Source organism: Rhizobium sp. CNPSo 3670 (assembly GCF_057784555.1).
This window is the reverse complement of sequence record NZ_JBXSOL010000011.1, coordinates 91261-114621: the sequence shown is the minus strand read 5'-3', so window position 1 is coordinate 114621 and position 23361 is coordinate 91261. Positions and strand designations below refer to the sequence as shown.

The window sequence follows — 23361 nt, the reverse complement described above, 5'->3', positions numbered from 1 at the left end:
AAGCCGGTTTTCCTATAGTGTCCATGCGAGCTTAGTCCGTACCGGCGACGATTCGACAGTTCAGGGTATTTGTCGTCGGCGTGGCGGGATGTGTGATTAAGGAAAAAGTGTGCTGTGTAGCCCCCTCATCCGCCTGCCGGCACCTTCTCCCCGCTGGGGAGAAGGGATTATGCCGCACCCTCTTCGCTTCACTCCCAGCTTTTGAGGCACATCCCCGGAAGCCGCGTCGAGACAAGTGGCTCGACCCAGTGGGTTATGGTGGAAGGCAGCGACTGACGATAAAGCCGCCCTCACCTACAGCGCCACACCAGTGCCGCGGTCAAAAATATGCACCTGGTCGCTGGCGATGCTCGCCTCGAACACGGCGCCGTAGCGGGCGGGGTATTCGCCGTCGACGACTGCCGTCACCTGTTGTCCGGCAAGATCGAAGACCACATGGGTCTGGGCGCCTGTGGGTTCCACCAGCATCGTGCGGCCGGCGAGCGGCGTGCCGGCCGAAAGGCCGGGAACGAGATGCTCGGGGCGCAGGCCGATGGTGACGGCCTGGCCGCGCCTGACCTTTCGGTCGGGCGCGATGCGGATCGCAGTGCCATCGTCGAGACGAGCAGCCGGTTCACCGTTTTCGCCATCCACCGTGCCGTCGAGCATATTCATCGCCGGCGAACCGATGAAGGCGGCGACGAAAAGATTGGCCGGCTTCTTGTAAAGTTCGAGCGGCGTACCCGCCTGCTCCACCCTGCCATGATTGAGCACGACGATGCGGTCGGCGAGCGTCATTGCCTCGATCTGGTCGTGGGTGACATAGATCGAGGTCGTCCGGACCTTCTGGTGCAGCGTCTTGATCTCGGAACGCATCTGCACGCGCAGTTTCGCATCGAGGTTGGACAAGGGCTCGTCGAACAGGAAGACGGCCGGATCGCGCACGATGGCACGGCCCATGGCGACGCGCTGGCGCTGGCCGCCGGAAAGCTGCGCCGGCTTGCGGCCGAGCAGTTTGGCGAGGTCGAGCATGCGGGCCGCTTCAGCGACGCGGGCCTCGATCTCCGGCTTGGCAACGCCGGCGAGCCTCAGATTGAAACCCATGTTTTCGGCGACCGTCATATGCGGATAAAGCGCATAGGACTGGAAGACCATGGCGATGTTGCGCTCGCGCGGCGTCATGGCGTTGACGACATTGCCGCCGATGGCAATCTCGCCGTCGGTGATTTCCTCGAGACCGGCGATCATTCGCAGCAGCGTCGACTTCCCACAGCCGGACGGGCCGACGAGCGCGACGAATTCGCCATCCTCGATATGAAGCGAAATGCCGTGGATGACGTCGACGGCGCCGTAGGCCTTGTTTACATCTTTCAGTTCAACGGATGCCATTGATGCAACTCCAACGGTTCGGCTCAGGACTTCACGGCGCCGGCAGTCAATCCGGCGATGATATGTCTCTGGGCGACAAAGAAAACGATGATCGTGGGAAGGATCGTGAGGGTGATGAAGGCCAGCACCAGCTGCCACTCCGTGCCGAATTCACCGCGATAGACCATTATGCCGAGCGGCCAGGGATATTTGGATTCCGAGTTCAGCATGATCAGCGGCAGGATGTAGCTGTTCCAGCTGCCGACGAAGGAGATAATGCTGACGGTGGCGACGATCGGGCGGGAGAGCGGCAGCGAGATATGCCAGAAGAATCTCATATAACCGCAACCGTCGACGAAGGCCGCCTGAAACAATTCTTCCGGGAGGTTGCGGAAATAGTTCCGGAACAAAAGGATGCTCATGCCGAGGCCGAAGGCCACCTGCGGCAGCACCACGCCCCAATAGGTATTGAGCAGGCCGAGATCGCGGATGCGGATGAACAACGGCAGGATCGCGGTCGCGGCCGGAAACATCAGCCCGAGCAGGAAATAGTTGAGCAGGAAGGACGATCCGAAGAAGCGCACATGGGCAAAGGCGAAGGCCGCCATCGACGAGACGATCAGCGTCAAGAGCACGGTCAGTGCTGCGATTACAAGCGAATTGCCGATCTGCAGCCAGTAGCGCTCGCCGAAGAGAATGTCGGTATAGTTGGCCCATTGCCATTCCGTCGGCAGTCCGAAGGGATTGGTGCGGAGATCCCCCAGGGTCTTGAAGCCGCCGAGCGCCGTCGTCAGCAGCGGCACCAGCACGATCGCCGCGATCAGGCTCAGCGACACGTAGAGATAGATGCGGGTGGATGTCCTCATGCGGATGGAAGAGCTCATATCAGTCATGGCGCATGAAGATCCTTTTGTAACCGAAGGCGAGTGTCACGCAGATTATGAAGAGCACCACGCCGACGGCGCTGCCCAGACCCACCTGCATGCGCATGACACCGTAGGTATAGAGGAAGGTGACCATCGTCTGCGTCGAGTTCGACGGCCCGCCGCCGGTCAGCGGCATGATCATATCGAAGAGCTGCAGCGAGCCGACGACGGCGAAGAAGATTGAAAGGCGCAGGGTGGAGCCGAGGAGCGGCAGCGTGACATAGCGGAATTTCTGCCAGCCGGTGGCGCCGTCGATCTCGGCCGCCTCCAGCACGCTCTTGTCGACCGATTGCAGGCCGGCGATGAACAGCATCATGTGGAAGCCGAAATATTTCCAGACGATGACCCCGAGGATGGCATAGATCGCCAGCTCCTTGTCGGCGAGCACGTAAGGATTGGCGAAACCGAAGAAGTTGGAAATGGCGGCAAACAGGCCGTAGTCGCCATCATAGACAAAGCGCCAGATAAGGCCTGCGGCAACGTCGGCAAGCACATAGGGCAGGAAGAAGATCAGGCGGTAAGCGACGACGCCGGGAATGCGGTGGGCGAGCATGGTGGCCAGCCAAATGGCGAGCGGCACCTGGATGCAGATCGAGATGACGATGATCAGGCCGTTATTGACCAGCGCCTGGGTAAACGCCGCGTTGCGGAACAGGACCTGGAAATTGCGGAGCGCGATGAACTCCGTCGGCGTGCCGTAACCGTTCCACTTATAGAGGCTGTACCAGGCCGCCTCGCCCATCGGCATGATGACGAAGAGCGTGAAGAGCAGCAGCGCCGGTGGCAGAAACAGCAACAGCACGGTCAGGCGGTCGTGGGCGACCGAGCTCTTCCGGTTTGCAACTCGTCTTGCCGGCCTTGCGGCGCTCGGTGTCGATAGGACTGAGATATTGGCCATGGTTCCTGCTTTCGCATCTCGTCGGCAGCGATGCCGGCGCTCCCGATTGGCAGGAGCGCCGGAAGGTTCTGCTGGCGCTGGTTATTGTTCCAGTTCGAAAGCATCCTGGATCATCTGGGCGCCGTCCTTGGAATTCATCTGTCCGGAGACGATTTCCACCGAGACGTCGTTGACGACACGGCCGACGGCCGCACCGAGATCCTGGTCGAAGAAGTTCTGATGCCAGGTCGAACCCGCAAGCTGTTTGGCCGATTCGGCGAGCAGCGGGTTGACGACGCCGTCATCAGCGCCGACGGCAACAGGCAGGAGCATCCCGGCCTCGGCCATTGCCCGCTCGTTGTCCGCATTCGTCAGGAAAGCGAGGAAATCGATCGCTTCCTTGGAGGCCTTCTTGGTGAGCGCCCAGCCGTTCAGGCCACCAAGCGTATCGGTGGGCTTTCCGGCGCCGCCTTCAACCGTCGGGAAGACGAAACGGCCGATATTGTCGGGCGAAAGCCCCTTGCCGTCGCCGGCATTCTTGCGCTGGTTGGCCTCGGTCGCCTCGAAGCCGAGGATCATCGCTGCCTTGCCGTCGCCGAAAACGCCGAGCGTCTGCGGCCAGGTTGCGCCGAGATAGCCGGGCTGGAAAGGTTCGAGCTTGCCGAGCTCGGCGAGATCTTCGCCGGCCTTGATGATGGCCGGATCGAGGAAGCCTTCGCCCTCGCCCTTCTTGGCCGCGTCAAAGACCTTCTGGCCGCCTTCGCGCATGACGAGATAGCTCCAGTAGAAGTGGATCGGCCATTTCTCACCCCCGCCGCCGGCGATCGGCACGATACCAGCCGCCTTGATCTTCTTCACCGCCTCGAGAAAATCGGTCCAGGTCTTGATGTCCTCGGCCTTGACGCCTGCCTTGGCAAACAGCGCCTTGTTATAGAAGAAGCTCACCAGGCCGACCTTGTAGGGGATCGCCCAGGTCTTGCCGTCGAAGGTCAGGCCGTCGACCGAGGCGGGCGTATAGGCCTTGCGCAGCTTGCCGCCATCGGCATCGAGTGCTGCCGTCACATCCTGCAGCGCGCCGGTCTCGGACTGCTGCTTCAGGACGCCGCCGCCCCAGCTGAAAAAGAAATCCGGCACGTCGTCAGACTGCAGCAGCGTGGGAAGCTTGGCCTTGAAGGCCTCGTTTTCGAGAAACTGCATCTGGATGTCGACGTCGGGATGCTGGGCTTCGTATTTCTTGACGATGTCTTCCCAGGCGGCGACGTTCTTCGGATCGGTTTCAAGATGCAGCCACTTGACCACCGTCGCCGCCGAGGCGGACCCGGCTCCGGCCAGCAACATGCCGGCTGCCGCGGCCATGGATACAATGCGCCTGCCGCCGAGACCGGCGTTCTTCAGCATGAAATACATGATCTTCCTCCCAGGGGACCTATCCTCACAATTTTTCCCCAATGCGGATTAATTCAGCGGACCTTGTGTCGGATGTCAACCCGATGCATTAATTTTTGCCAAATTCGCTTGACAGCTCTGTGGAATTGCCTGCTATTTAATTCGTAACCCGTTATAAATATTGGCTTCAGCCAACCAAACGACTGCCGGCACATTTTCATGAAGACTGCAGATCCAGAATTGATGCGCGCGATCAATCGCTTGAACGTGCTCGATACCATCCGGCGCCATGGCCCGATCTCGCGCATCGAAATCAGCGAGCGGACGGAGCTGTCGACGACAACCGTCTCGGCCATCACCGCCTCGCTGCTCGATGACGGGCTGATCTTGCCGCGGCATGAGGGCGATATCCGCAATGAGGCGGTGCGCGGCAGGCCGCGCGTGGCGCTGGAGCTCAATCCCGACGCCGCCCGCGTCGTCGGCGGCAAGATCGCCGCCAGCCGCATGGTGTTCGTCGTCACCAATTTCCGCGGCGACGTGCTGTCGAAGCTGGCTTTGCCGATCCGCATCGACCGGCAGCCGATCGGCGTCATCGCCGACCTCGTCGAGGACGGCGTCCGTCGCTGCGTCGTCGATGCCGGCCTGTCGCTCGAAGATATCGACAGCATCTGCCTCGGCTTTCCCGGCGTTATCGAGCACCGCACCGGTTACATCAGAAGCAGCCCGATCTTTCGCGACATCAATGTCGATTTCGCCGCCGAGATGTCGACGCGGCTGTCGACGCCGACCATCGTCGAAAGCGACGCCCACGCCATCACGCTCGGCCACCACTGGTTCGGGAAGGCCCGCGATCTTGAGGACATGGTGCTGATTTCGCTGGAACAGACGCTCGGTCTCGGCGTGCTGCACGGCAACCGCCTGTTTCGCGGCGCCGGCGGTCTCAGCCATAACCTCGGCGATCTTGTCCTCGGCATGGGACCGAACGGCGCAGTGCGGCTCTTCAGTCAGGCCGGCGAAAGCGCCATCCTCGGCGAACATCAGACCGACGGGCGTTTTGCCGAAGCCATCCGCCTCGGGCGCGGCATGACCCATGCCCAAGCGCTGATCAAGGCCGACGACGACCGGCTGATCGCCTCTGCCATCCGCGCCGGCGAAGCTGTCGGATTAACCATCGCCAATATCGTCACGCTGTTTGCGCCGCCGCGGGTCATTCTCGTCGGCTCCAGCCTGGCGCTCGGCGACCCCTTCTTGAACAGCCTGCGCGACGCCTATGCGCTTGCCATCCCGCCCTCGCTGAGGGGCGTCAGCGAACTCGTCTTCGACGATTCGAGCGATGATTTCTGGGCGCAGGGTGCCGCGGCCGTGGCGCTCTACGAACTCTACGAATCGCCCTGGAGCACCACCGGGCCGGCGCTCTGAGGAGCGCACACTCAAGATCAATGGAGGAAATCATGGACAAAGTCGGTATCGGCATCATCGGATGCGGCAATATTTCGGGCGCCTATCTTACAGCAATGGCCTCCTTTCCCATCCTCGATATCCGCGGCGTTGCCGATCTCAACCGGGAGCTCGCAGAGGCAAAGGCGCGCGAATTCAACGTTCCCGTCAAATCAGTCGAAGAGCTTTTCGCCGACCCCAAAATCGAAATCATTGTCAATCTGACCATCCCGAAAGCCCATGTCGCCGTCGCGCTGCAGGCGCTCGAGGCCGGCAAGCATACCTATTCGGAAAAGCCGCTCGGGATTAATTTCGCGGAAGGGAAAAAATTGGCCGAGGAGGCGCGCACTCGCAATCTGCGCATCGGCGCGGCGCCCGACACCTTCCTCGGCGGCGGCCACCAGACGGCACGCACGCTGATCGATCACGGCGTCATCGGCCAGCCGGTCGGCGGTTCGGCGACCTTCATGTGCCCCGGGCACGAGCGCTGGCATCCGAACCCGGCTTTTTTTTACGAAGTCGGCGGCGGGCCGATGCTGGACATGGGTCCCTATTACATCACCGATCTTATCAATCTGCTCGGACCGGTATCACAGGTCGCCGGCTTTGCGACGACGCCGCGGTCCGAACGGCTGATTACCAGCGAGCCGCGCAATGGCGAGCGAATTCCGGTGCATGTGCCGACCCATGTCGCCGGCATGATGGCTTTTGCCAACGGCGCGGTCGTCCAGATCGCCATGAGCTTCGACGTCGCCGGCCATAAGCATGTGCCGCTCGAAGTCTACGGAACCGAGGGCACGCTTATTGTCCCCGATCCGAACAAGTTTGCCGGCCCGGTCGAATATCTGAAGAAGGGCGGCGCCTTCGAGGACCAGCCGGTCACAGCGCCCTATGCCGAAGGCAATTTCCGCTCGCTCGGCGTCGCCGATATGGCGCATGCGATCCGCTCGAACCGGCCGCACCGCGCCAATGGCGACCTGGCGCTGCATGTGCTCGAAGTCATGGAAGCCTTCCATACAGCGTCTGAGACCGGCCGGACGGTGACGATTACCACGGCGGTCGAACGCCCTGCCCCCTTGTCCGATTCGATCGTCGACGGACGGCTGGCGAAATAATTTCAGGAGGAAAGAGAATGCGTGAAGCACTGATCGTCTGGGGTGGCTGGAGCGGACACGAGCCGCAGGAATGCGCCGAAATCATCAAGACCATGCTCGAGGAAGACGGCTTCAAGGTCTATCTCGAACACGGGACAGAGGCGCTTGCCGACCCCTCCGTCCACGATCTCAGCCTCGTCGTGCCGATCATGACGATGTCGAAGATCGAGAAGGAGGAGGTCAAGAACCTCGCTGCCGCGATCGAGAGCGGCGTCGGCATCGCCGGCTATCACGGTGGCGCCGGCGATGCCTTCCGCGATTCCGTCGACTACCAGTTCATCATGGGCGGTCAGTGGGTGGCCCATCCCGGCAACATCATCGACTATACCGTCAACATCACCCGCCCCGACGATCCGCTGATGGAGGGGATTACCGATTTCCCCTATATATCGGAGCAATATTACATGCATGTAGACCCGTCGAACGAGGTCCTGGCGACGACGAGGTTCACCGGCGAACACGCCTACTGGATCGACGGCGTCGTCATGCCCGTCGTCTGGAAACGCAAATACGGCAAGGGCCGTGTGTTCTATTCCTCGCTCGGCCATCAGGCCAAAGAGTTCGACGTGCCGGAGATGAAGACGATCTTCCGGCGCGGTGCGAATTGGGCGGCGCGGTGAGATAGGGCTGTTCGGTTCGTGGGTTTGCCCTGCCCCTCATCCGGCTGCCGCCACCTTCTCCCCGCTTGCGGGGCGAAGGGACCATGCCGCAACCTCTCCGACCTCTCGCGAGGCAGGTCCCCTCGCCCCGTTTACGGGGAGAGGGCTAGGGTGAGGGGAAAGCGGCGATCTCAGCGCAAAATCAACGCCGTACCGTAAAGTCCTAATGCAAAAACCGTATGCGCCAGCAGATTGAAACACCGCACCTTCATCGGCTTTGGATGTTTCGTAGCAGCCCAGCCGAGGCCGAGGCCCGGCTGCAGCAGGAACCACCCTGCCCCAACGGTGACGATGCCGAAGGTCCAGGCGGGAAGAAATGTCGGTGCGGCGAACCATCCCTCTCCCATGATGAGCGCAAAGATCACCCCATAGAGGATGCCGACGACGTAATGGCTGATCCAGCCGAGAGCGAGTTCATTCGCATAAGGCGCAGCATCGGCGATACTGTCATGGAAGACCTTGCCGCGGCCGAGATGCCAGAACCAGCGGCCGACCGGCGCCCAATTGGCTGGCGGCTGACCGAAGACCTTGGCGAGCACAATTGCCCAGAGGTCCATAAGGATGGTTGCGCCGGCGCCGATCGCCAGGCCGCGCCACAAAATATCGAACATCGGGAATCACCGGAGAGCGTTGTGACAGAAGCGCCAGAGAACCATTGCGGACGCGCTTGCGCAATGGTTTCGGCAAGACATTCGCGGAGACATTGCGGCCAAGAGGCGCCCTCGATGGGGCCGCTGCTCCATCATTCGCAAAAAGGCATCGGCGCGGCCGCAAATTGATGCTTTTCGCAGGTAGCGTTATTCCCTACTCACAGTCTCGAACGGCAATGAGAGGCGAACGGCAATGACACTGCCATTTTACTGGAACGAATTGGTCAGCGACGACTTCGCCGGCTTGTCTCCCGACACCACCATCGCCGTTCTGCCGATCGCCTCGACCGAGCAGCACGGGCCGCATCTGCCTGTTGCCACCGACGTCGCAATCGCCAATGGCATGCTCGCTGAGTTGCGGAAGCAGAAGCCGGAGGATCTCGATTGCCTGGTGCTGCCGACGCAAGAAATCGGCAAGGCCAATGAACATATTTACGGCCCGGGAACCTTGTCGCTCGGCGCCGAACTGCTCATTCCGGTCTGGACCGCGATCGGCGCCAAGGTTGCCGAAGCCGGCATCCGCAAGATGGTGATCGTCAATTCGCATGGCGGCAATGTCGATATCATGAGCATCGTGGCGCGCGAGCTGCGCGTGCGCTACGCCATGGCCGTCGTCTCCACGCAATGGGGCCGCTTCGGCCATCCGGACGGCATGATCGGCGAGCATGAGCTGAAATACGGCATCCATGGCGGCGAGGTGGAAACTTCGCTGATGCTGCATTTCCGGCCTGATCTGGTGCGGATGGAGAAGGCGCAGAATTTCAGCTCCAAGGCGGAATGGATGCGCGGGCAATCGAAATACCTTCAGCCGCTGCCGCCGCATTCGCTCGCCTGGATCGCCCACGACCTCAATCCCTACGGCGTCGTCGGCGACGCGTCGCTCGGGACGGGCGAAAAGGGCGAAGCGATCTGCCGCCATCAGGTCAAGGGCTTCGTAGAGCTGCTCTATGACCTGAAGCGTTACCCGCTTTCCAATCTCTATTCGAAGTAAGACGGTGGCTCACATCGCGGCGGAAGCATAGGCCGCGATATGACCCTTGGCCTGCAGCTCCTGCACCAGGCCGGCCAGTTCGGCCAGGAGATACTCGACGAACAGGCTGGTGGCGGAATCGAGCGGCGCGCGGGCGCGGGCAAAGAGCTTCATCGGCTGGTGGCGCGCATGCGGCTCGGCGATCGGCCGGAAGACCAGTTCGCCCTGCCGGCATTCGGTGATGACATCAAGCGGGTTCAGGATCGTCAGCCCTGCCCCCGATTTGACCAGTTTCTTCAGCATCTCCGAGGCATTGGTTTCGAGCACCGGTTCGACATGCACGTCGAGGCGCGCCAGGGCCAGATTGATCACGTCGCGCAGGCTCGTCCCCTGCTGCGCCAGCACCAGGCGCTCCTGGACGATATCGGCAAGGTTGATCGGGCCGGGGCCGATCAGATGGTGGCCGGGCGGCAGGACCACGCCGATCGGTATGTCGAAATTGCCGAGAGTGCGGATGCCGGGCGTTGCCGGGATATTGAAGCCGAGACCGATATCGACCTCGCCTGAAAGCACCGGGTTGACCGTCATCGTGCCGGCGTCGTTGCGCAATTGCATGAAGACGCGCGGATGTTCCGACTGGAACCGCGCGATGATTTCCGGAAGCGGCCCTGCCGCAAGGCCAACCGTCGTCACCAGCCGGACCTTGCCCGCCTGCTGCATCTTCAGGCTGCGGATGCGACCCTCCAGCCGTTCGTAATTCTTCAGCACCTCGCGAATATGTTCGATGCAGAGCTCGCCGGCGGCGGTCAGTCGCAGCCCGCGCGGCAGGCGCTCGAACAGCGGCGCGCCCATTTCCTCTTCCAGCGCGAGAATCTGCCGGTTGATCGCCGAAGACGCCACATTCAGCCGTGCCGCCGCCTTGCGGATCGAGCCCGATCGCGCGATCTCGTTGATATAGAGAAGCTTTCTGGAGTGCAGCATCAGAACCTCGTTGCACAAAAATCAAGCACGCAGCGTAAATTAGGCACAGGCTTTCGGTGAGATGCCGAAAAGGCATCATTGCGCACGAAATTTGATGCTTTTCAAAGAGCAAAGCAACGGCTCCTATGAAGAAAATCGGACGCCGCCGCAACGGCTGCGAATTCAGAAGGGGAACGTTGATCATGCCCATGACAATGAAGAACAGGGTCTTTTCCGCATTGGCCGGTCTTGGCGGCATGGTCGCCTCCGTGACGTCCGCTCAGGCGGCCGACAAAGTCAGCTATGGCACGAACTGGCTGGCGCAAGCCGAGCATGGGGGCTTTTACCAGGCGGTCGCCGACGGCACCTACGCCAAACACGGCCTCGACGTCACGATCGTGCAAGGTGGTCCCAATGCGGCCAACAGCGCACTTCTGATCTCCGGCAAGATCGACTTCTACATGGGCGGCCCCCAAGGCGAGATTTCGGCCGTCGAGCAGGGTATTCCGCTCGTCGATGTCGCTGCAATCTTCCAGAAGGATCCGCAGGTGCTGATCGCACATCCCGATGCCGGCATCGAGAAATTCGAAGATCTCGCGAAGCTCAAGACGCTTTTCCTCGGCAAGGACGGCTATCTCACTTATTTCGAGTGGATGAAGGCGAACTTCAAAGGCTTCAGGGACGAGCAGTACAAGCCGTATAATTTCAGCCCGGCGCCCTTCCTTGCCGACAAGGATTCGGCGCAGCAGGGCTACCTTACCTCGGAACCCTACGAGATCCAGAAGCAGGCCGGATTCGAGCCGAAAGTCTTCCTGCTCGCCGACAACGGCTACTCTCCCTATTCGACGATGATCACCACCACACAGGCGATGATCGACAGCAAGCCGGATGTCGTCCAGCGCTTCGTCGATGCCTCGATCGAAGGCTGGTACCACTATCTCTACGGCGACAACGCCAAGGCCAATGAGTTGATCAAGAAGGACAATCCCGAAATGACGGATGGTCAGATCGCCTACTCCATCGCCAAGATGAAGGAATACGGCATCATTGAATCCGGCGACAGCCTCGACAAGGGCATCGGCTGCCTGACCGAGGCGCATTACAAGGCCTTCTTCGACGAAATGGTAGCGATCAAGGTGTTCAAGCCGGAGACGGATTACACCAAGGCCTTCACGACGAAATTCGTCTGCAAAGGCACCGGAATGGCGATGAAGAAGTAAGCCGCAGACCCGCCTGCGATCCGCCGCCGACACGGCGGATCATTCCCCTGCATGAACGAGACAGGCAATGCCCCCAGCAGAAGCTCAGGCCCTATCACCGAAAGAGATGCGCAAGCGGCCGCTGGTCGTCATGCAATCGGTTTCGAAAGTCTTCTCCAGCGGAACCGTAGCCCTTTCGAAGATGTCGCTGACCGTGGAAAGCGGTGAGTTCATCAGTCTGCTCGGTCCATCCGGCTGCGGCAAATCCACCGCGCTGCGCATCATTGCCGGCCTCGGCAATGTGACCTCGGGCGCGATCGACTGGCCGAGTTCGCGCGTCAACTCCAAGGGTCTCCCCGAGGGCGATATCAGCTTCGTCTTTCAGGAGCCGACGCTGATGCCCTGGAAGACCGTCTTCGATAACGTCCATCTGCCGCTGAAGCTGAAACATGTTTCGAAGGCTGCGGCGCACGATCGAATCCTGGAGACGTTGAGCACCGTCGGGCTTCAGGATTTCGCCAGCGCCTATCCGCGCGAACTCTCCGGCGGCATGAAGATGCGTGTGTCGATCGCCCGGGCGCTCGTGACCAGGCCGAAGCTCCTGTTGATGGATGAGCCCTTCGCGGCGCTTGATGAGATCACCCGCCAGAGGCTGAACGACGACGTGCTGCGCCTCTGGAAGGTGACCGGCATCACCGTCATCTTCGTCACTCATTCGGTCTTCGAATCCGCTTATCTCTCGAACCGCATCGTCGTGATGAAGGCAAGGCCCGGGCGCGTGCATGCCGATCTGCCGCTGACGACCAGCCTGGAACGCGACGCCCATTACCGCACTTCGGAAGAATACCGCAGAGCTTGCGAGACGGTCTCGCATTCGCTGATCGGGGCGATCAACGCGGTGGAGGACCATCGATGAGTGACGAACCGGCCGCAGCGCCGCTGCTTGTCAAAACCACTGCAAGCGCCCGGAGCCGCGATCTGGCGTTGCGCATCTTGATCCCCCTGCTGGTGATCGCGGCGCTGATCCTGATCTGGTCTGCCTATGTCAGACTGTCCGGCGTGCCGCCCTATATCCTGCCGGGCCCGGCCGCGGTCGCAAGTGCCTTCGTGACCGATTGGGGCACGCTTGCCCCTGCCCTCTGGGTCACCACCAAGATCACGCTGGTATCGCTGATGCTGGCGCTCGTCGGCGGCGTCGGCTTTGCGATCTTCCTTGTGCAATCGCGCTGGATAGAACTCGCCTTCTATCCGCTCGCGGTCATTCTTCAAGTCACCCCGATCGTGGCGATCTCGCCGCTCATCCTGATCTATGCGCCGTCGACACAGGTGGCGCTGCTGATCTGCGCCTTCCTCGTGGCGTTTTTCCCGATCCTTTCGAATATGGTGCAGGGGCTGAAAAGCGTCGACCATAATCTCATCAACCTGTTCGAGCTCTACGGCGCCTCGCGCTGGCAGACGCTGCTCTTTCTCAAGCTGCCGGCCGCCCAACCCTATTTCATGACCGGTCTCAGGATCGGCGGCGGCCTGGCGTTGATTGCAGCCGTCGTCGCCGAGTTTGCCGCGGGCTCGGCGGGCGCCGGCTCTGGCCTCGCCTTCCGGCTCCTCGAAGCGCAATACCGGCTCAATATTCCGCGCCTCTTTGCGGCGCTGCTGATGCTCTCGCTGCTCGGCGTGGCGATCTTCGCCGTCACCTCCTTCATTTCGTGGCTTGCCCTGCACCGCTGGCACGAGAGCAGCCTGAAACGGGAAAACTGATGACCTATTCCTTCATCTCACCGCCCAATGCCGGCCGCTTCGTGCTGAGCAATGCGACTCTGCCTGCAGCTGCCGTCACCGGTTATGACGCACCTGCCGTCGAGGGGCTCGTGCGGGCCGATATCGTCATCGCCGACGGTGTGATTTCCGCCCTGTTGCCGCCCGGCGGAGCGCCCGCCGAAATTGCGAAATCCGACCTCAAGGAAGGCATGGTCTGGCCCTGCTTCGCCGACATGCATACGCATCTCGACAAGGGCCACATCTGGCCGCGCAACGCCAATCCGGACGGCACGTTCCCGGGGGCATTGGAGGCCGTGCGCGCAGACCGCGAGGCAAACTGGTCGGCCGCCGACGTCAAGAAGCGGATGGAGTTCTCCCTGCGCTGCGCCTACGCACACGGCACCAGCCTCATTCGAACCCATCTCGATTCCCTTGCGCCGCAGCACCGCATTTCATTCGAGGTCTTTGCCGAAATGCGCGATGTCTGGAAGGACAGGATCGCCTTACAGGCGGTGGCGCTGTTTCCGATGGAAAACATGGCGGACGCCGCCTATTTCGCCGATCTCGTCACTGTGGTCCGCGAAAAGGGCGGGCTGATCGGCGGCGTCACCCGTATGAGCGGCGATCTCGACAGCCAGCTCGACATGTTGTTCAGGGCTGCGGCTGATAATGGCCTCGATGTCGACCTTCATGTCGACGAGACCGACGATCCGGCTGCGGAGACCCTGAAGGCGATCGCGCAAGCCGTGCTGCGCAACCGCTTCGGCGGCAAGGTGACGGCCGGCCATTGCTGCTCGCTCGCCCGCCAGGACGAGGAGACGGCAAAACGCACGGTCGATCTCGTCGCAGAGGCCCGTCTCGCCATCGTCTCGCTGCCGATGTGCAACACGTATCTGCAGGACCGCTATTCCGGCCGCACACCGCGCTGGCGCGGCGTCACACTTTTCCACGAACTGGCGGCAGCCGGCGTCGCAACGGCTGTCGCCTCCGACAATACCCGCGACCCGTTTTATGCCTATGGCGATCTCGACCCGGTGGAAGTGTTCCGCGAGGCGGTCCGCATCCTGCATCTCGACCATCCGCTGGATACGGCCGCACGGGTTGTCACCACCTCGCCCGCCGATATTCTCGGCCGCTCGGATATGGGTCGCATCGCCGTCGGCACTGCTGCCGATCTCGTGCTCTTCAGCGCCAGGCGCTGGAGCGAATTTCTTTCCCGTCCGCAGTCCGACCGCGTCGTCCTTCGACGCGGCAAGGTGATCGACCGCAGCCTGCCGGACTATCGTGAACTCGACAGCGTCGTTGGAGCCTGACATGCCGGATTATCAGACAATCAAAAAGGAACTCGAAGGCATCGCCATAGAAGACAATCCGGCGCTGGTGCGCCAGAAGAGCCGTGACTTCTACTGGTATTCGCCGATCCTGAAGGCGCAGCTTGACAATGTGACGGCCGATCTCGTCGTCACGCCGAAAAACGAAGAAGAGGTCATCCGGACGCTGAAGGTCGCCTTCGCGCATGGCGTGCCGGTCACGCCGCGCGGCGGCGGCACCGGCAATTACGGCCAGGCGATGCCGCTTTCCGGCGGGATCGTGCTGAACCTTGTCGCCATGGACAAGATCAAGGAAATTCATCCCGGCCGGGTGATCTGCGAGCCGGGCATCATCATCGCCCAGCTCGACAAGCAGACCAAAGCTCATTCCGGCCAGGAACTGCGGTTCCATCCCTCGACGGCGCAGATGGCGACGGTCGGCGGCTTCATCGCCGGCGGCTCCGGCGGCGTCGGCTCGATCACCTGGGGCGGCTTGCGCGATCTCGGCAATATTCTGCGCCTGCGCGTCGTCACCATGGAGGCCGAGCCGCGCGTGCTCGATCTCACCGGCTGGGACCTGCAGAAGGTCAGTCACGCTTATGGCACCAACGGCGTCATCACCGAGATCGAAATGCCGCTGGCGCCTGCCTATGATTGGGTGGACGTTCTCGTCGGCTATGACGACTTCATGGCTGCCGTGCGCTTCTCCGATGCGCTTGCCAAATGCAACGGCATCCTCGTCAAGGAGATCGCCCCGATCGCCGCGCCGATCCCGTACGACTATTTCACCCGCCACAAGCCCTATATCCGCAAGGGGCAGTCGGTGGTGGTGCTGATGATCGCGCCGCATGCGATGGACGCCTTCCTGGCCTTCACCTCGGCCCATAAGGGCGAAGTGATCTTCCGCTCCGACAAGGTCGAGAGCATGAAGGGCATCCCGCATGCCTATGAACTTGCCTGGAACCACACGACGCTGCGGGCGCTGAAGGTCGATCCTGGGTTCACCTATCTGCAGGTTCAGTACCCCGGGCCGGATCACGTGGCCAAGGTTGCCAAGATGGTGGAGATCTTCGGCGACGAGGTTCCCGGCCATCTCGAATTCATCAAATTCGACGGGCAGATCCAGTGCTCCGGCCTTCCGCTGGTGCGCTATACCACGGAAGAGCGCCTTGAAGAAATCATCCGGATCCACCAGGATCACGGCTGCCCGATCTTCAACCCGCACCGCTACACGCTCGAGGAAGGCGGCATGAAGCGCACCGACAAGGTACAGCTTGCCTTCAAGCACGAAACCGATCCGAAAGGGCTTCTGAATCCCGGCAAGATGATCGCCTGGGAGAACCCGGACTTCGATTTCAATGCCGGCAAGAACTATCTCTTCCCCGGCCTTGCGGGCCTCATGGAGGCCTCATGAGGGTGCTCGTGCTGCATTCGCATCCGGTGGAGGAAAGCTACGGCAAAGCGCTCTATAAGCAGACGCTGGAAAGCCTGCGCAAAGCCGGCCATGACGTGGACGGATGCGATCTCTACGCCGAGAATTTCGATCCCGTTCTCTCCCGGCATGACCGGCTCGCCTATCACGACTACCCCGACAATATCGCGCTGGTGAAATCCTATGTCGAGCGGCTGAAGCGGGCCGAAGGGCTGGTGCTGGTCACGCCGATCTGGAATTTTGGCTTCCCGGCAATATTGAAGGGCTATTTCGATCGCGTCTGGCTTCCCGGCGTCTCGTTCGAACTGGTCGACGGCAAGGTGGAATCGCGGCTGCGCCATATCAGGAAGCTTGCCGCCGTTCTGACTTATGGCGCAACGCCGTTCCGTGCCTTCGTGGCCGGCAACCCGCCGAAGAAGATCGTCAAGCGTGTGCTGCGAGCCCAGATCAACCCGCTACGGCCGGTCTCCTTTCTTGCCCACTACGACATGAACAACTGCACTGAGGAAACCCGGACGCGGTTTCTGGAGAAGGTGAAAAACGCCATGGAGCGCTACTGAACCTCCGGCCGCGACAATGACATCCTCGTCCAAGTAGGGAATGCCGATGAAGAAGGTTTTCAATCCCTCAGCCGTCCGCCGGCCGTTCGGACACTACAATCACGGCCTATTGGTGCCACCGGGCGCCTCGCTGCTCGTCACCTCGGGTCAGCTCGGCATCGGCCCCGACGAGATCGTGCCGGAGGATATCGGTGCGCAGGCGGAACTCTGCTTCGAGGCAATCAAGGCAATTCTCGCCGAGGCCGAGATGAGCTTTGCCGACGTCATCCGCATTTCCGCCTTTGTGACGAAACGCGACGATTTCCCGGCCTATATGGCGGTGCGGGATCGCTATACCTTGGATCCGAAGCCGGCCTCAACGCTGATCATCGTCAGCGGCTTCACCCGGCCTGACTTTCTAGTGGAAGTCGAAGTGACGGCCGCCAAAGTATTCTGATGAAGCAGGCCCTGTGGGAGCGCCCGCGTCAGCCGCCCTCTCCACGCGGCTCCTCAGCGCTATCGCCGATATCGCTGGCAAATTTTCGCATAAGCCGCACCAGCTCATTGAAATCGTGCTCGTCCCAGCTTGCGAAGATCGCGCGGCCCATCCGCTCGCGCGCGGCGTCGATGCGGTCCGTCATCGCTTTGCCTTTCGGACTGATGACAGCCTCGCGCACGCGACGGTCGGCGGCACTTTCCCGACGCTCGACCAGCTCCAGGCTCTCCAGCTTGGCGACCTGTCTACTGACAGTGGTGTAGTCGCGCCCGGCGCGGTCGGCGAGTTCGACAACGCCGATCGGGCCGAGGCGTTCCACCGTCACCAGCAGCGGAAACAGGGCGCGATCGAGCGAAATACCTGCTTCGCGCACCATCTGCTCGTCTCGCTGGGGCCGGTTCATCACGCTGACGATTTCGATCAAAGCCCCATGCAGTTCGCGCAGCTTTTCCGATATATGTGTATTTTGCACATTTATTGTTGACGGCATTTCGAGTTCTCCTATTATGTGCATAATACACATATGGAGAAGACAATGACACAGAATTCGACAATCGACGTGCTGATATCAGGGGCCGGCGCAGCCGGGCTGACGCTGGCGATCGAGCTGGCGCGCCGTGGTATATCTTTTCGCCTGATCGAAAAGCTAAACGACCCTTTCCGCGGCTCGCGCGGCAAGGGCATTCAGCCGCGAACGCAGGAGGTCTTCGAGGATATGGGTATCCTCGACCGGATCGTCGCGCTCGGCGGCGCCTATCCCAAGCAGCGGGAATATCGCAACGACGGAAGCTTCATCGACTCCGACGCCATAGTGCGCGAGGAGGCGACGCCTGCCGAGCCCTATCATCTTCCGCTGATGGTGCCGCAGTTTCTGACCGAGAGGGTGATGCGCGAGCGCCTCATCGAGCTGGGACACCGGCCGGAATTCGGCTGCGAGCTTATCGGTTTCGAACAGGACGAGGCGGGCGTGACGGCGCAACTCAATAGCCAATCCGGTGACGAGACCATTCGCGTCCGATGGCTGGTTGGCGCCGATGGCGGCCGCAGCGTTGTACGCCACGCGCTGGATATCGGCTTTCCCGGCAAGACGCTCGGCGTGCGCGCCATCGTCGCCGATGTCGCGCTGACGGGGCTAGATCGCGACGCCTGGCATCGCTTTGGCGAAGGCGACATGCAGCGGCAGCTGGCCCTTTGCCCGCTGGCGGGAACCGATCTGTTCCAGATCCAGGGACCGATCCCTCTCGAAGGCGAGATCGACCTATCCGCAGCGGGTCTGACCGCCCTGGTGAGGGAACGCACCGGCCGCGAGAATGTTGACGTCCAGTCGGTCTCCTGGGCCTCGGCCTACACCATGAACGCCCGGCTTTCCGATCGCTACCGGCTCGGCCGCATCTTTCTCGTCGGCGATGCCGCGCATACGCATCCGCCGACCGGCGGCCAGGGCCTCAATACCAGCGTCCAGGATGCCTATAATCTCGGATGGAAACTGGCTGCGGTCGTCGCCGGAGCCCCCGATCAGTTGCTCGACAGCTACGAGGAAGAGCGCCGCCCGATTGCCGCGGCGATGCTTGGCCTTGCGACCAAACTTCTCGATGCGCTGAAGCGCGGTGACGTCAGACGTGGCCGCGAGGTTCATCAGCTCGATATCGGCTATCCCGAATCCTCCGTCGCGCTGGAAAAGCCGGAACGCCGCTGCGGTCTGCTTGCCGGCGATCGCGCGCCGGATGCCGCGCTCGCCGGTGCGGCCGGTCAGCCAAGGCGGCTGTTCGACATGTTCAGGGGCGCCCATTGGACCCTGCTCTGCTACGAGGTCGACCAGACAGTCGTGCCGCCGCGCAAGGGTTTGCACATCCACAGGGTCGGCCGGAGCGGCGACCTCCTGGATGAAAGCGGGCATTTCCGCAGCGTCTATGCCCTGACGCCGGGCGACCATGTGCTCGTGCGTCCGGATGGCTATATAGGTGCCATAGTCGCATCCGGCGCCGCTTCAGCGCTGGAAGCCTATTTCGCCAAGGTCGGCCTCGCGGCATGACTGCGGAACGTCACGATGCTGAAACCTGCTGAGCGAGCCGCAGGGGGGCCATCCGAGCGGTCGGACCGGCGGCTAACGCTTCCGGTTTTCACCTCGTCAGCCTCGGTGCCGCCAGTTCACGGCCAGAGCCTATACGGGTCCGGCCAAAGCCGCCGCGCGGCAGAGGGCGGCTGAAGACTTCATCAGAGCGCGTCGCGCTCGTAACGCGGCGTCCAGCCGCGCGCCATGCCGCGGCTCATCACTCGTTCGGCCAACGCCAGTTGCCGGCGCAGATGCTTGCAGTCGTCGAGCAGCGAACGGATCGCCGCCTTGGCATCATCGTCATGCCAGGCGAGCACGGCTTCCACTTCCCAAGCATCATCGGGTTCCAACTGATCAGGCTTGGCCCGACGGGATTTCAAAACCGGCCGCATCAGTTCAGCGCCAGCGGCAATTGGACCGGGCGCGGCAGAGGCGGCAGCGGACGGCTGAGTTCCACCTTTTTCTGCCAGGCGGCGCGGCGCTGCTGATCCCGCTCGCGGGCGGCGCGAGAGGCTTCGACGAGGGCAAGGGCGTTGGCGATCACCTGTTCCGTATGTGTCATGACCATCTCCAATGTTCCTGTTTTGTTCTAATTTAGACTTTTAGCTGAAGAAGTCAAGCGCGACGACGAGCGTGTCTTGGAAACGGGAACCAGGATGCGCCGCTGGTCAGAATGCGGCCGCTGGTCAGTCGGCGGCTTCTATGACGGCGATGCCCGCCTCCTGCGCGGCCCTGATGAAGACGGCGCGCACATGATCCGGCGAGAGATCGCCGGTAATCGCATCCAGGCAGGCCTTGACCGCTTCAAAATATTCTTCGCCGTCATCCACGGGCCAGTCACGGAGCAGCGTTCGCGCGGCATCCCACACTGAGTTGATAACGGCATAATGGCCGAGCCCCATGGAGGCCAGGCCGACCGGTCGAAAATTTGCCGTCTGTCTCACTTTGCTACAGCTTTTCCTCATTTCGGCGAGCTAACCGATACTTTGCAATTAGCATGCCGTTGGCAGCGGCCTTCGATCCTTGGCACCATGACCGTGAAAGACACGTCTCTCCCGGCGGGATCCGGCAGGCGACGCTTGAAACGGGAAACGTCTGAAGCTTCTCGAGGGGTTCCGGAACTCTCGCTATCAGCATTAAACGACCGATTATGGTAAATATCAGACTGAACTCATTACACCCACTCATTAAAATCACCAATATCCATGCATATTCTATCGGGCGTGCAGCAACGCGTTGCCTTCTCGGAAGCAACGCCTGGCAACGATCAGGCATTGATTGTCCCGAAGGTGGACGGGAATGAATCCAGATCGTACAATGCCATCTCTTGCACGCGGCGGATCTGGGAGGACGCGCGATGCCTATCTTCATGGACCGGCACTACCTCGAAGGAACGTCAGCCGCCGAGGTTGCCCAGGCGCATCGCATGGATATCGACATTCAGGATCGATACGGCGTCAAGTTTCTGACTTATTGGTTCGACGAGCGGCGCGGTACGGCCTTCTGTCTGGTGGATGCGCCCGATGTCGAAACCGTCCACTGCGTACATCGCGAAGCGCACGGTTTCGTCGCCAATGAGGTCGTCGAGGTGGCTCTGTCGGCTGTCGAGGCCTTTCTCGGTCGCATCAATGACCCCGATCCGGCCCCGGGCCAATCCGCGCCGCGGATGGATCCTGGCCACCGGGCGATCCTGTTTACCGATATTGTCGGCTCGACCGAGATGACGGCGCGCCTCGGCGACCGCATGGGGACGGAGCTGGTCAGGGCGCATGACGCGATCGTGCGCCGGTGCCTCGGCAAAAATTCCGGCCGCGAAGTGAAGCACACCGGCGACGGCATCATGGCCGCCTTCGCGGAGACGACCGCAGCCGTCGAATGCGCCATGGCGATCCAGCAGGAATTCCAGCATTACAACGGCAGCAAGGCCGAGCCGATCCATGTTCGCATCGGGCTCGATTGCGGCGAGCCGGTCGAGGACAGCAACGACCTCTTCGGCTCCACAGTGCAGCTCGCAGCCCGCCTCTGCGCGGCCGCAGCCAGTGACCAGATCCTCGTGTCGGAGAATATATTCCGGGAATTTGGCGCCGGCGACCTCTTTGCCCACGCTACGCGCCGGCGTATCAAGGGATTTTCGAAGCCGGTGCTGGTCTTCCGCTGCGATTGGGCGGGTGCCACCTTGGCTAAAGCGCGTCGCGACGGGGGCGACGCGCATAGAGCCGGTGAAATCCGCTGAGACTGTTGCGGCATTCCGCGGCGTCGCGGTCGGTTATGACCGGAGATTTGCAACCGGACGCGCCGCTTATGACGTGGCGGCACGCCAGCTCAGATCGTCGCGAACAGACGTGGCTCTTCAAGCATTGCCGACGTTTCGATCGCCCATCCCCTCGAATTTGGGGCCGCTGTCGAGCATGCCAGACATCTTCAGAAAACGGCGGAAATTCTCGCGCGCGGCGCTGAGAGGAAATGCTCCCTTGGCGGTATCCCTGCACGCCTTCAGCAGAGTGTCATATGCCAGACCTCGCTTGTCCTGCGGCCACTCATCCAGAAAATCGAAGATTTCGTCAAGACTTTTGATCTCGGCGACGAAATGCTGACGATGAAGAAAAACCGGCTCGAACCGAGCTTCCGACATAGTAACCTCCCATTTATATTACTTTTTTATGGAACAATATTACTGAAAATCACCGATTTGTTCAAGGCGAAATCGCGATTAGTTCGCTAGAGAACACTATGAACTTCCTTCCATAATCGCAGAATAGCTCGAGCAGATTATCGGGATTGCAGGATCACGAGGGACGATCGCTCGATGATCGAAGCCATTTCCTATCAGATCAGCGTGATCACTCTCGCCGGTCCTCGCATCTGGTTGTATCGGCATGATAGATTGCCGAGACAAACCTCAGGAGAAGCTTAGATGACCCGATTCCTCACATTGGTCGCAACCGGCGCGATGATCGGTTTGTCCACGCTCATGTCTTCCTGCAACACCTCGCCAGCGAGGCAGGACCGGGAGGATTTTCAGTATCAGCGGGATACGTCCAGGAACCCGGCCTGTGCGGGCGGTTTCAGGCCCGGCAATGCTCGCTCGTGCAGCTATTGAAAGACCGGTTCGCCGATCAGAGGTTTGGCGCATCAGGAGGCCTGGAAACAACCATTGCCGAGCGGTCGATCGCCTGCATAGCCAACAGAAACTTTGAAAACACCGTGAATTCCATGCCGAATTGAGATTTCCTTGAGTTCCACGCATTGCCGCTGGACACCGTCACTGCGATTATCGACAGAGCCGGCCAGCTTGCGAAGCATTGGGCGGACCGCACCATGCCACAGTCGCTGCTGGGCAAGCGAGTTGGTGTTATCGCCGACGACATGGGATGGCGGAACACGGCGGCCTTCGATCTCGGCGTCGAGGCCATGGGCGGCATCTGCGTGCAACCGCCTATCAGCTTCAACACCCGCGAGGCCACAGCGGACCTTGCGGGCTATCTCGATAACTGGTTCGATCTTCTCGTCGTCAGGACGAAGGAACTTGCTACCTTGCAAGAGCTCGCGGCAGTCATGGATGCGCCTATTATCAATGCCCGGACAAGACTAAATCATCCGTGTGAAACGCTCGGCGATCTCGCCTATATCAAGAGCGTCAGGGGATCACTGGAAGGTCTCAAGGTCGCCGGGATCGCGCCGGATGCCAACATTCTTCGTTCCTGGGTCGAGGCATCGAAATCCATGCCCATCCGCGTCGTCCAAGTCTATCCGGAGCGCTGGCAGGTGACCGATCCCAATCTTCTGAACCAGAATTTCGAAACCAGCCGGGATATCCGGGATGCCCTTGCAGCGGACGTCATCATCACGGACTCGTGGCCGAAAGATGCGGGAGAAAACGAGCTGGTCGAGTATCAGGTAACGGCAACGCTCCTCGATAAGGGACAGCGCGACATGATCTTTTTGCCATGCCCGCCGGTCGCAAGAGGGCAGGAAGTATCCGTCGACGCCATGTTGCACCCTGCCTGCCAAAGCCGTCCCGCAAAAGCATTCCTGCTTCACGCCCAGAATGCGCTGATGGAGTGGGCGACATCTTGACGATCGGGCGTTGCGCCTCGACGTGATCCGGCTCGCGACCCTCAGCGCGCACGAATTTTCGCAGTCTTTGATTTGTGTCGTTTTCGCATCACTTTCCGTAGGGTTGTAAATTCCCTCTTGGCAAGGGCGAATTG

At 61.1% G+C, this 23361-nt stretch carries 25 protein-coding genes; 14 read left to right on the top strand and 11 right to left on the bottom strand.

What is annotated here, in order from left to right; translation table 11 throughout:
• Window positions 1-294 precede the first annotated feature (294 nt).
• The 4 genes from AC13QO_RS13905 to AC13QO_RS13890 all read right to left on the bottom strand — a co-directional run bounded on the left by AC13QO_RS13905 (window position 295) and on the right by AC13QO_RS13890 (window position 4557).
• Window positions 295-1368: an ABC transporter ATP-binding protein gene (locus tag AC13QO_RS13905; RefSeq protein WP_488540893.1), complete on the bottom strand. Its 1074-nt coding sequence runs from the start codon at window positions 1366-1368 to the stop codon at window positions 295-297.
• A 23-nt stretch (window positions 1369-1391) separates the two neighbouring features.
• Window positions 1392-2240: a carbohydrate ABC transporter permease gene (locus AC13QO_RS13900; RefSeq protein ID WP_097598546.1), complete on the bottom strand. Its 849-nt coding sequence runs from the start codon at window positions 2238-2240 to the stop codon at window positions 1392-1394.
• Window positions 2233-3171, bottom strand: a complete 939-nt coding sequence (locus tag AC13QO_RS13895) for a carbohydrate ABC transporter permease (protein ID WP_285195445.1) — start codon at window positions 3169-3171, stop codon at window positions 2233-2235. Before AC13QO_RS13895 ends, AC13QO_RS13900 begins: the two co-directional genes overlap by 8 nt.
• Window positions 3172-3252: 81 nt before the next feature.
• Window positions 3253-4557 (bottom strand): extracellular solute-binding protein, encoded by a 1305-nt coding sequence (locus AC13QO_RS13890; RefSeq protein WP_488540892.1) that lies wholly within the window; start codon window positions 4555-4557, stop codon window positions 3253-3255.
• A gap of 198 nt (window positions 4558-4755) precedes the next feature.
• On the opposite strand from AC13QO_RS13890, the gene AC13QO_RS13885 reads away from it, so the two are divergent.
• Genes AC13QO_RS13885 through AC13QO_RS13875 form a run of 3 tightly spaced genes read left to right on the top strand, consistent with a single transcriptional unit; the run spans window position 4756 to window position 7747 of the window.
• A complete protein-coding gene (locus AC13QO_RS13885) occupies window positions 4756-5955 on the top strand; it encodes an ROK family protein (RefSeq protein WP_488540891.1) in 1200 nt (399 codons plus the stop codon).
• Between the two features lie 32 nt (window positions 5956-5987).
• Window positions 5988-7088 carry a Gfo/Idh/MocA family protein gene (locus AC13QO_RS13880; RefSeq protein WP_488540890.1) on the top strand — a complete coding sequence of 367 codons (1101 nt, stop codon included), beginning with the start codon at window positions 5988-5990 and terminating at the stop codon, window positions 7086-7088.
• Between the two features lie 17 nt (window positions 7089-7105).
• Window positions 7106-7747 carry a ThuA domain-containing protein gene (locus tag AC13QO_RS13875; protein WP_488540889.1) on the top strand — a complete coding sequence of 214 codons (642 nt, stop codon included), beginning with the start codon at window positions 7106-7108 and terminating at the stop codon, window positions 7745-7747.
• Between the two features lie 170 nt (window positions 7748-7917).
• Here the strand turns inward: AC13QO_RS13875 and AC13QO_RS13870 are convergent, their stop codons facing one another.
• Window positions 7918-8397, bottom strand: a complete 480-nt coding sequence (locus AC13QO_RS13870) for a DUF2938 domain-containing protein (RefSeq protein WP_488540888.1) — start codon at window positions 8395-8397, stop codon at window positions 7918-7920.
• 232 nt (window positions 8398-8629) lie between these two features.
• Here AC13QO_RS13870 and AC13QO_RS13865 point away from each other — a divergent pair, with 232 nt between their 5' ends.
• A complete protein-coding gene (locus tag AC13QO_RS13865; RefSeq protein WP_488540887.1) occupies window positions 8630-9427 on the top strand; it encodes a creatininase family protein in 798 nt (265 codons plus the stop codon).
• Window positions 9428-9436: 9 nt separating this feature from the next.
• Here AC13QO_RS13865 and AC13QO_RS13860 read toward each other — a convergent pair whose 3' ends face one another.
• Window positions 9437-10387 (bottom strand): LysR family transcriptional regulator, encoded by a 951-nt coding sequence (locus AC13QO_RS13860; protein WP_085778110.1) that lies wholly within the window; start codon window positions 10385-10387, stop codon window positions 9437-9439.
• Between the two features lie 182 nt (window positions 10388-10569).
• Between AC13QO_RS13860 and AC13QO_RS13855 the strand changes: the two genes are divergently transcribed.
• The 7 genes from AC13QO_RS13855 to AC13QO_RS13825 all read left to right on the top strand — a co-directional run bounded on the left by AC13QO_RS13855 (window position 10570) and on the right by AC13QO_RS13825 (window position 17058).
• Window positions 10570-11586: an ABC transporter substrate-binding protein gene (locus tag AC13QO_RS13855; RefSeq protein WP_488540886.1), complete on the top strand. Its 1017-nt coding sequence runs from the start codon at window positions 10570-10572 to the stop codon at window positions 11584-11586.
• Window positions 11587-11653: 67 nt separating this feature from the next.
• Window positions 11654-12481, top strand: coding sequence for an ABC transporter ATP-binding protein (locus AC13QO_RS13850; protein WP_285195454.1), 828 nt, complete (start codon window positions 11654-11656; stop codon window positions 12479-12481).
• Window positions 12478-13320, top strand: coding sequence for an ABC transporter permease (locus AC13QO_RS13845; RefSeq protein ID WP_183703176.1), 843 nt, complete (start codon window positions 12478-12480; stop codon window positions 13318-13320). The genes AC13QO_RS13850 and AC13QO_RS13845 overlap by 4 nt, the downstream gene beginning before the upstream one ends.
• Window positions 13320-14633 (top strand): cytosine deaminase, encoded by a 1314-nt coding sequence (locus AC13QO_RS13840; protein WP_285195455.1) that lies wholly within the window; start codon window positions 13320-13322, stop codon window positions 14631-14633. The genes AC13QO_RS13845 and AC13QO_RS13840 overlap by 1 nt, the downstream gene beginning before the upstream one ends.
• A gap of 1 nt (window position 14634) precedes the next feature.
• Window positions 14635-16044, top strand: coding sequence for an FAD-binding oxidoreductase (locus AC13QO_RS13835; protein WP_285195456.1), 1410 nt, complete (start codon window positions 14635-14637; stop codon window positions 16042-16044).
• Entirely contained in the window at window positions 16041-16622 is a 582-nt protein-coding gene (locus AC13QO_RS13830) for an NAD(P)H-dependent oxidoreductase (protein WP_085778104.1), read from the top strand. Before AC13QO_RS13835 ends, AC13QO_RS13830 begins: the two co-directional genes overlap by 4 nt.
• Before the next feature lie 46 nt (window positions 16623-16668).
• A complete protein-coding gene (locus AC13QO_RS13825; RefSeq protein ID WP_285195457.1) occupies window positions 16669-17058 on the top strand; it encodes a RidA family protein in 390 nt (129 codons plus the stop codon).
• 28 nt (window positions 17059-17086) lie between these two features.
• Here AC13QO_RS13825 and AC13QO_RS13820 read toward each other — a convergent pair whose 3' ends face one another.
• On the bottom strand, window positions 17087-17587 hold the full coding sequence (locus AC13QO_RS13820; protein ID WP_085778102.1) for a MarR family winged helix-turn-helix transcriptional regulator: 501 nt from the start codon (window positions 17585-17587) through the stop codon (window positions 17087-17089).
• A 45-nt stretch (window positions 17588-17632) separates the two neighbouring features.
• Here AC13QO_RS13820 and AC13QO_RS13815 point away from each other — a divergent pair, with 45 nt between their 5' ends.
• On the top strand, window positions 17633-19129 hold the full coding sequence (locus AC13QO_RS13815) for an FAD-dependent oxidoreductase (protein ID WP_488540885.1): 1497 nt from the start codon (window positions 17633-17635) through the stop codon (window positions 19127-19129).
• 182 nt (window positions 19130-19311) lie between these two features.
• Here the strand turns inward: AC13QO_RS13815 and AC13QO_RS13810 are convergent, their stop codons facing one another.
• The 3 genes from AC13QO_RS13810 to AC13QO_RS13800 form a co-directional block, all read right to left on the bottom strand.
• Window positions 19312-19542 carry a hypothetical protein gene (locus AC13QO_RS13810; protein ID WP_285195459.1) on the bottom strand — a complete coding sequence of 77 codons (231 nt, stop codon included), beginning with the start codon at window positions 19540-19542 and terminating at the stop codon, window positions 19312-19314.
• Complete coding sequence (locus AC13QO_RS13805; protein ID WP_164517744.1) at window positions 19542-19712, bottom strand: hypothetical protein; 171 nt, start codon at window positions 19710-19712, stop codon at window positions 19542-19544. The genes AC13QO_RS13810 and AC13QO_RS13805 overlap by 1 nt, the downstream gene beginning before the upstream one ends.
• A 124-nt stretch (window positions 19713-19836) precedes the next feature.
• A complete protein-coding gene (locus AC13QO_RS13800) occupies window positions 19837-20094 on the bottom strand; it encodes a DUF982 domain-containing protein (RefSeq protein WP_085778099.1) in 258 nt (85 codons plus the stop codon).
• A 413-nt stretch (window positions 20095-20507) separates the two neighbouring features.
• Here AC13QO_RS13800 and AC13QO_RS13795 point away from each other — a divergent pair, with 413 nt between their 5' ends.
• A complete protein-coding gene (locus AC13QO_RS13795) occupies window positions 20508-21383 on the top strand; it encodes a nickel-binding protein (RefSeq protein ID WP_488540884.1) in 876 nt (291 codons plus the stop codon).
• A gap of 117 nt (window positions 21384-21500) precedes the next feature.
• Here the strand turns inward: AC13QO_RS13795 and AC13QO_RS13790 are convergent, their stop codons facing one another.
• Window positions 21501-21782 carry a DUF982 domain-containing protein gene (locus AC13QO_RS13790; RefSeq protein WP_085778097.1) on the bottom strand — a complete coding sequence of 94 codons (282 nt, stop codon included), beginning with the start codon at window positions 21780-21782 and terminating at the stop codon, window positions 21501-21503.
• A gap of 614 nt (window positions 21783-22396) precedes the next feature.
• On the opposite strand from AC13QO_RS13790, the gene AC13QO_RS13785 reads away from it, so the two are divergent.
• On the top strand, window positions 22397-23227 hold the full coding sequence (locus AC13QO_RS13785; RefSeq protein WP_488540883.1) for a Rossmann-fold NAD(P)-binding domain-containing protein: 831 nt from the start codon (window positions 22397-22399) through the stop codon (window positions 23225-23227).
• The last annotated feature ends 134 nt before the right edge of the window (window positions 23228-23361 follow it).

Bases quoted from the DNA above. Each gene is read 5' to 3' on its own strand.
- AC13QO_RS13815 (WP_488540885.1), top strand. From the start codon at position 17,633: ATGACACAGAATTCGACAATCGACGTGCTGATATCAGGGGCCGGCGCA.
- AC13QO_RS13905 (WP_488540893.1), bottom strand. From the start codon at position 1,368: ATGGCATCCGTTGAACTGAAAGATGTAAACAAGGCCTACGGCGCCGTC.
- AC13QO_RS13855 (WP_488540886.1), top strand. From the start codon at position 10,570: ATGCCCATGACAATGAAGAACAGGGTCTTTTCCGCATTGGCCGGTCTT.
- AC13QO_RS13825 (WP_285195457.1), top strand. From the start codon at position 16,669: ATGAAGAAGGTTTTCAATCCCTCAGCCGTCCGCCGGCCGTTCGGACAC.
- AC13QO_RS13830 (WP_085778104.1), top strand. From the start codon at position 16,041: ATGAGGGTGCTCGTGCTGCATTCGCATCCGGTGGAGGAAAGCTACGGC.
- AC13QO_RS13790 (WP_085778097.1), bottom strand. From the start codon at position 21,782: ATGTCGGAAGCTCGGTTCGAGCCGGTTTTTCTTCATCGTCAGCATTTC.
- AC13QO_RS13885 (WP_488540891.1), top strand. From the start codon at position 4,756: ATGAAGACTGCAGATCCAGAATTGATGCGCGCGATCAATCGCTTGAAC.
- AC13QO_RS13835 (WP_285195456.1), top strand. From the start codon at position 14,635: ATGCCGGATTATCAGACAATCAAAAAGGAACTCGAAGGCATCGCCATA.
- AC13QO_RS13900 (WP_097598546.1), bottom strand. From the start codon at position 2,240: ATGACTGATATGAGCTCTTCCATCCGCATGAGGACATCCACCCGCATC.
- AC13QO_RS13840 (WP_285195455.1), top strand. From the start codon at position 13,320: ATGACCTATTCCTTCATCTCACCGCCCAATGCCGGCCGCTTCGTGCTG.
- AC13QO_RS13880 (WP_488540890.1), top strand. From the start codon at position 5,988: ATGGACAAAGTCGGTATCGGCATCATCGGATGCGGCAATATTTCGGGC.
- AC13QO_RS13795 (WP_488540884.1), top strand. From the start codon at position 20,508: ATGCCTATCTTCATGGACCGGCACTACCTCGAAGGAACGTCAGCCGCC.
- AC13QO_RS13810 (WP_285195459.1), bottom strand. From the start codon at position 19,542: ATGCGGCCGGTTTTGAAATCCCGTCGGGCCAAGCCTGATCAGTTGGAA.
- AC13QO_RS13860 (WP_085778110.1), bottom strand. From the start codon at position 10,387: ATGCTGCACTCCAGAAAGCTTCTCTATATCAACGAGATCGCGCGATCG.
- AC13QO_RS13850 (WP_285195454.1), top strand. From the start codon at position 11,654: ATGCCCCCAGCAGAAGCTCAGGCCCTATCACCGAAAGAGATGCGCAAG.
- AC13QO_RS13820 (WP_085778102.1), bottom strand. From the start codon at position 17,587: ATGCCGTCAACAATAAATGTGCAAAATACACATATATCGGAAAAGCTG.
- AC13QO_RS13805 (WP_164517744.1), bottom strand. From the start codon at position 19,712: ATGACACATACGGAACAGGTGATCGCCAACGCCCTTGCCCTCGTCGAA.
- AC13QO_RS13845 (WP_183703176.1), top strand. From the start codon at position 12,478: ATGAGTGACGAACCGGCCGCAGCGCCGCTGCTTGTCAAAACCACTGCA.
- AC13QO_RS13890 (WP_488540892.1), bottom strand. From the start codon at position 4,557: ATGTATTTCATGCTGAAGAACGCCGGTCTCGGCGGCAGGCGCATTGTA.
- AC13QO_RS13895 (WP_285195445.1), bottom strand. From the start codon at position 3,171: ATGGCCAATATCTCAGTCCTATCGACACCGAGCGCCGCAAGGCCGGCA.
- AC13QO_RS13870 (WP_488540888.1), bottom strand. From the start codon at position 8,397: ATGTTCGATATTTTGTGGCGCGGCCTGGCGATCGGCGCCGGCGCAACC.
- AC13QO_RS13865 (WP_488540887.1), top strand. From the start codon at position 8,630: ATGACACTGCCATTTTACTGGAACGAATTGGTCAGCGACGACTTCGCC.
- AC13QO_RS13875 (WP_488540889.1), top strand. From the start codon at position 7,106: ATGCGTGAAGCACTGATCGTCTGGGGTGGCTGGAGCGGACACGAGCCG.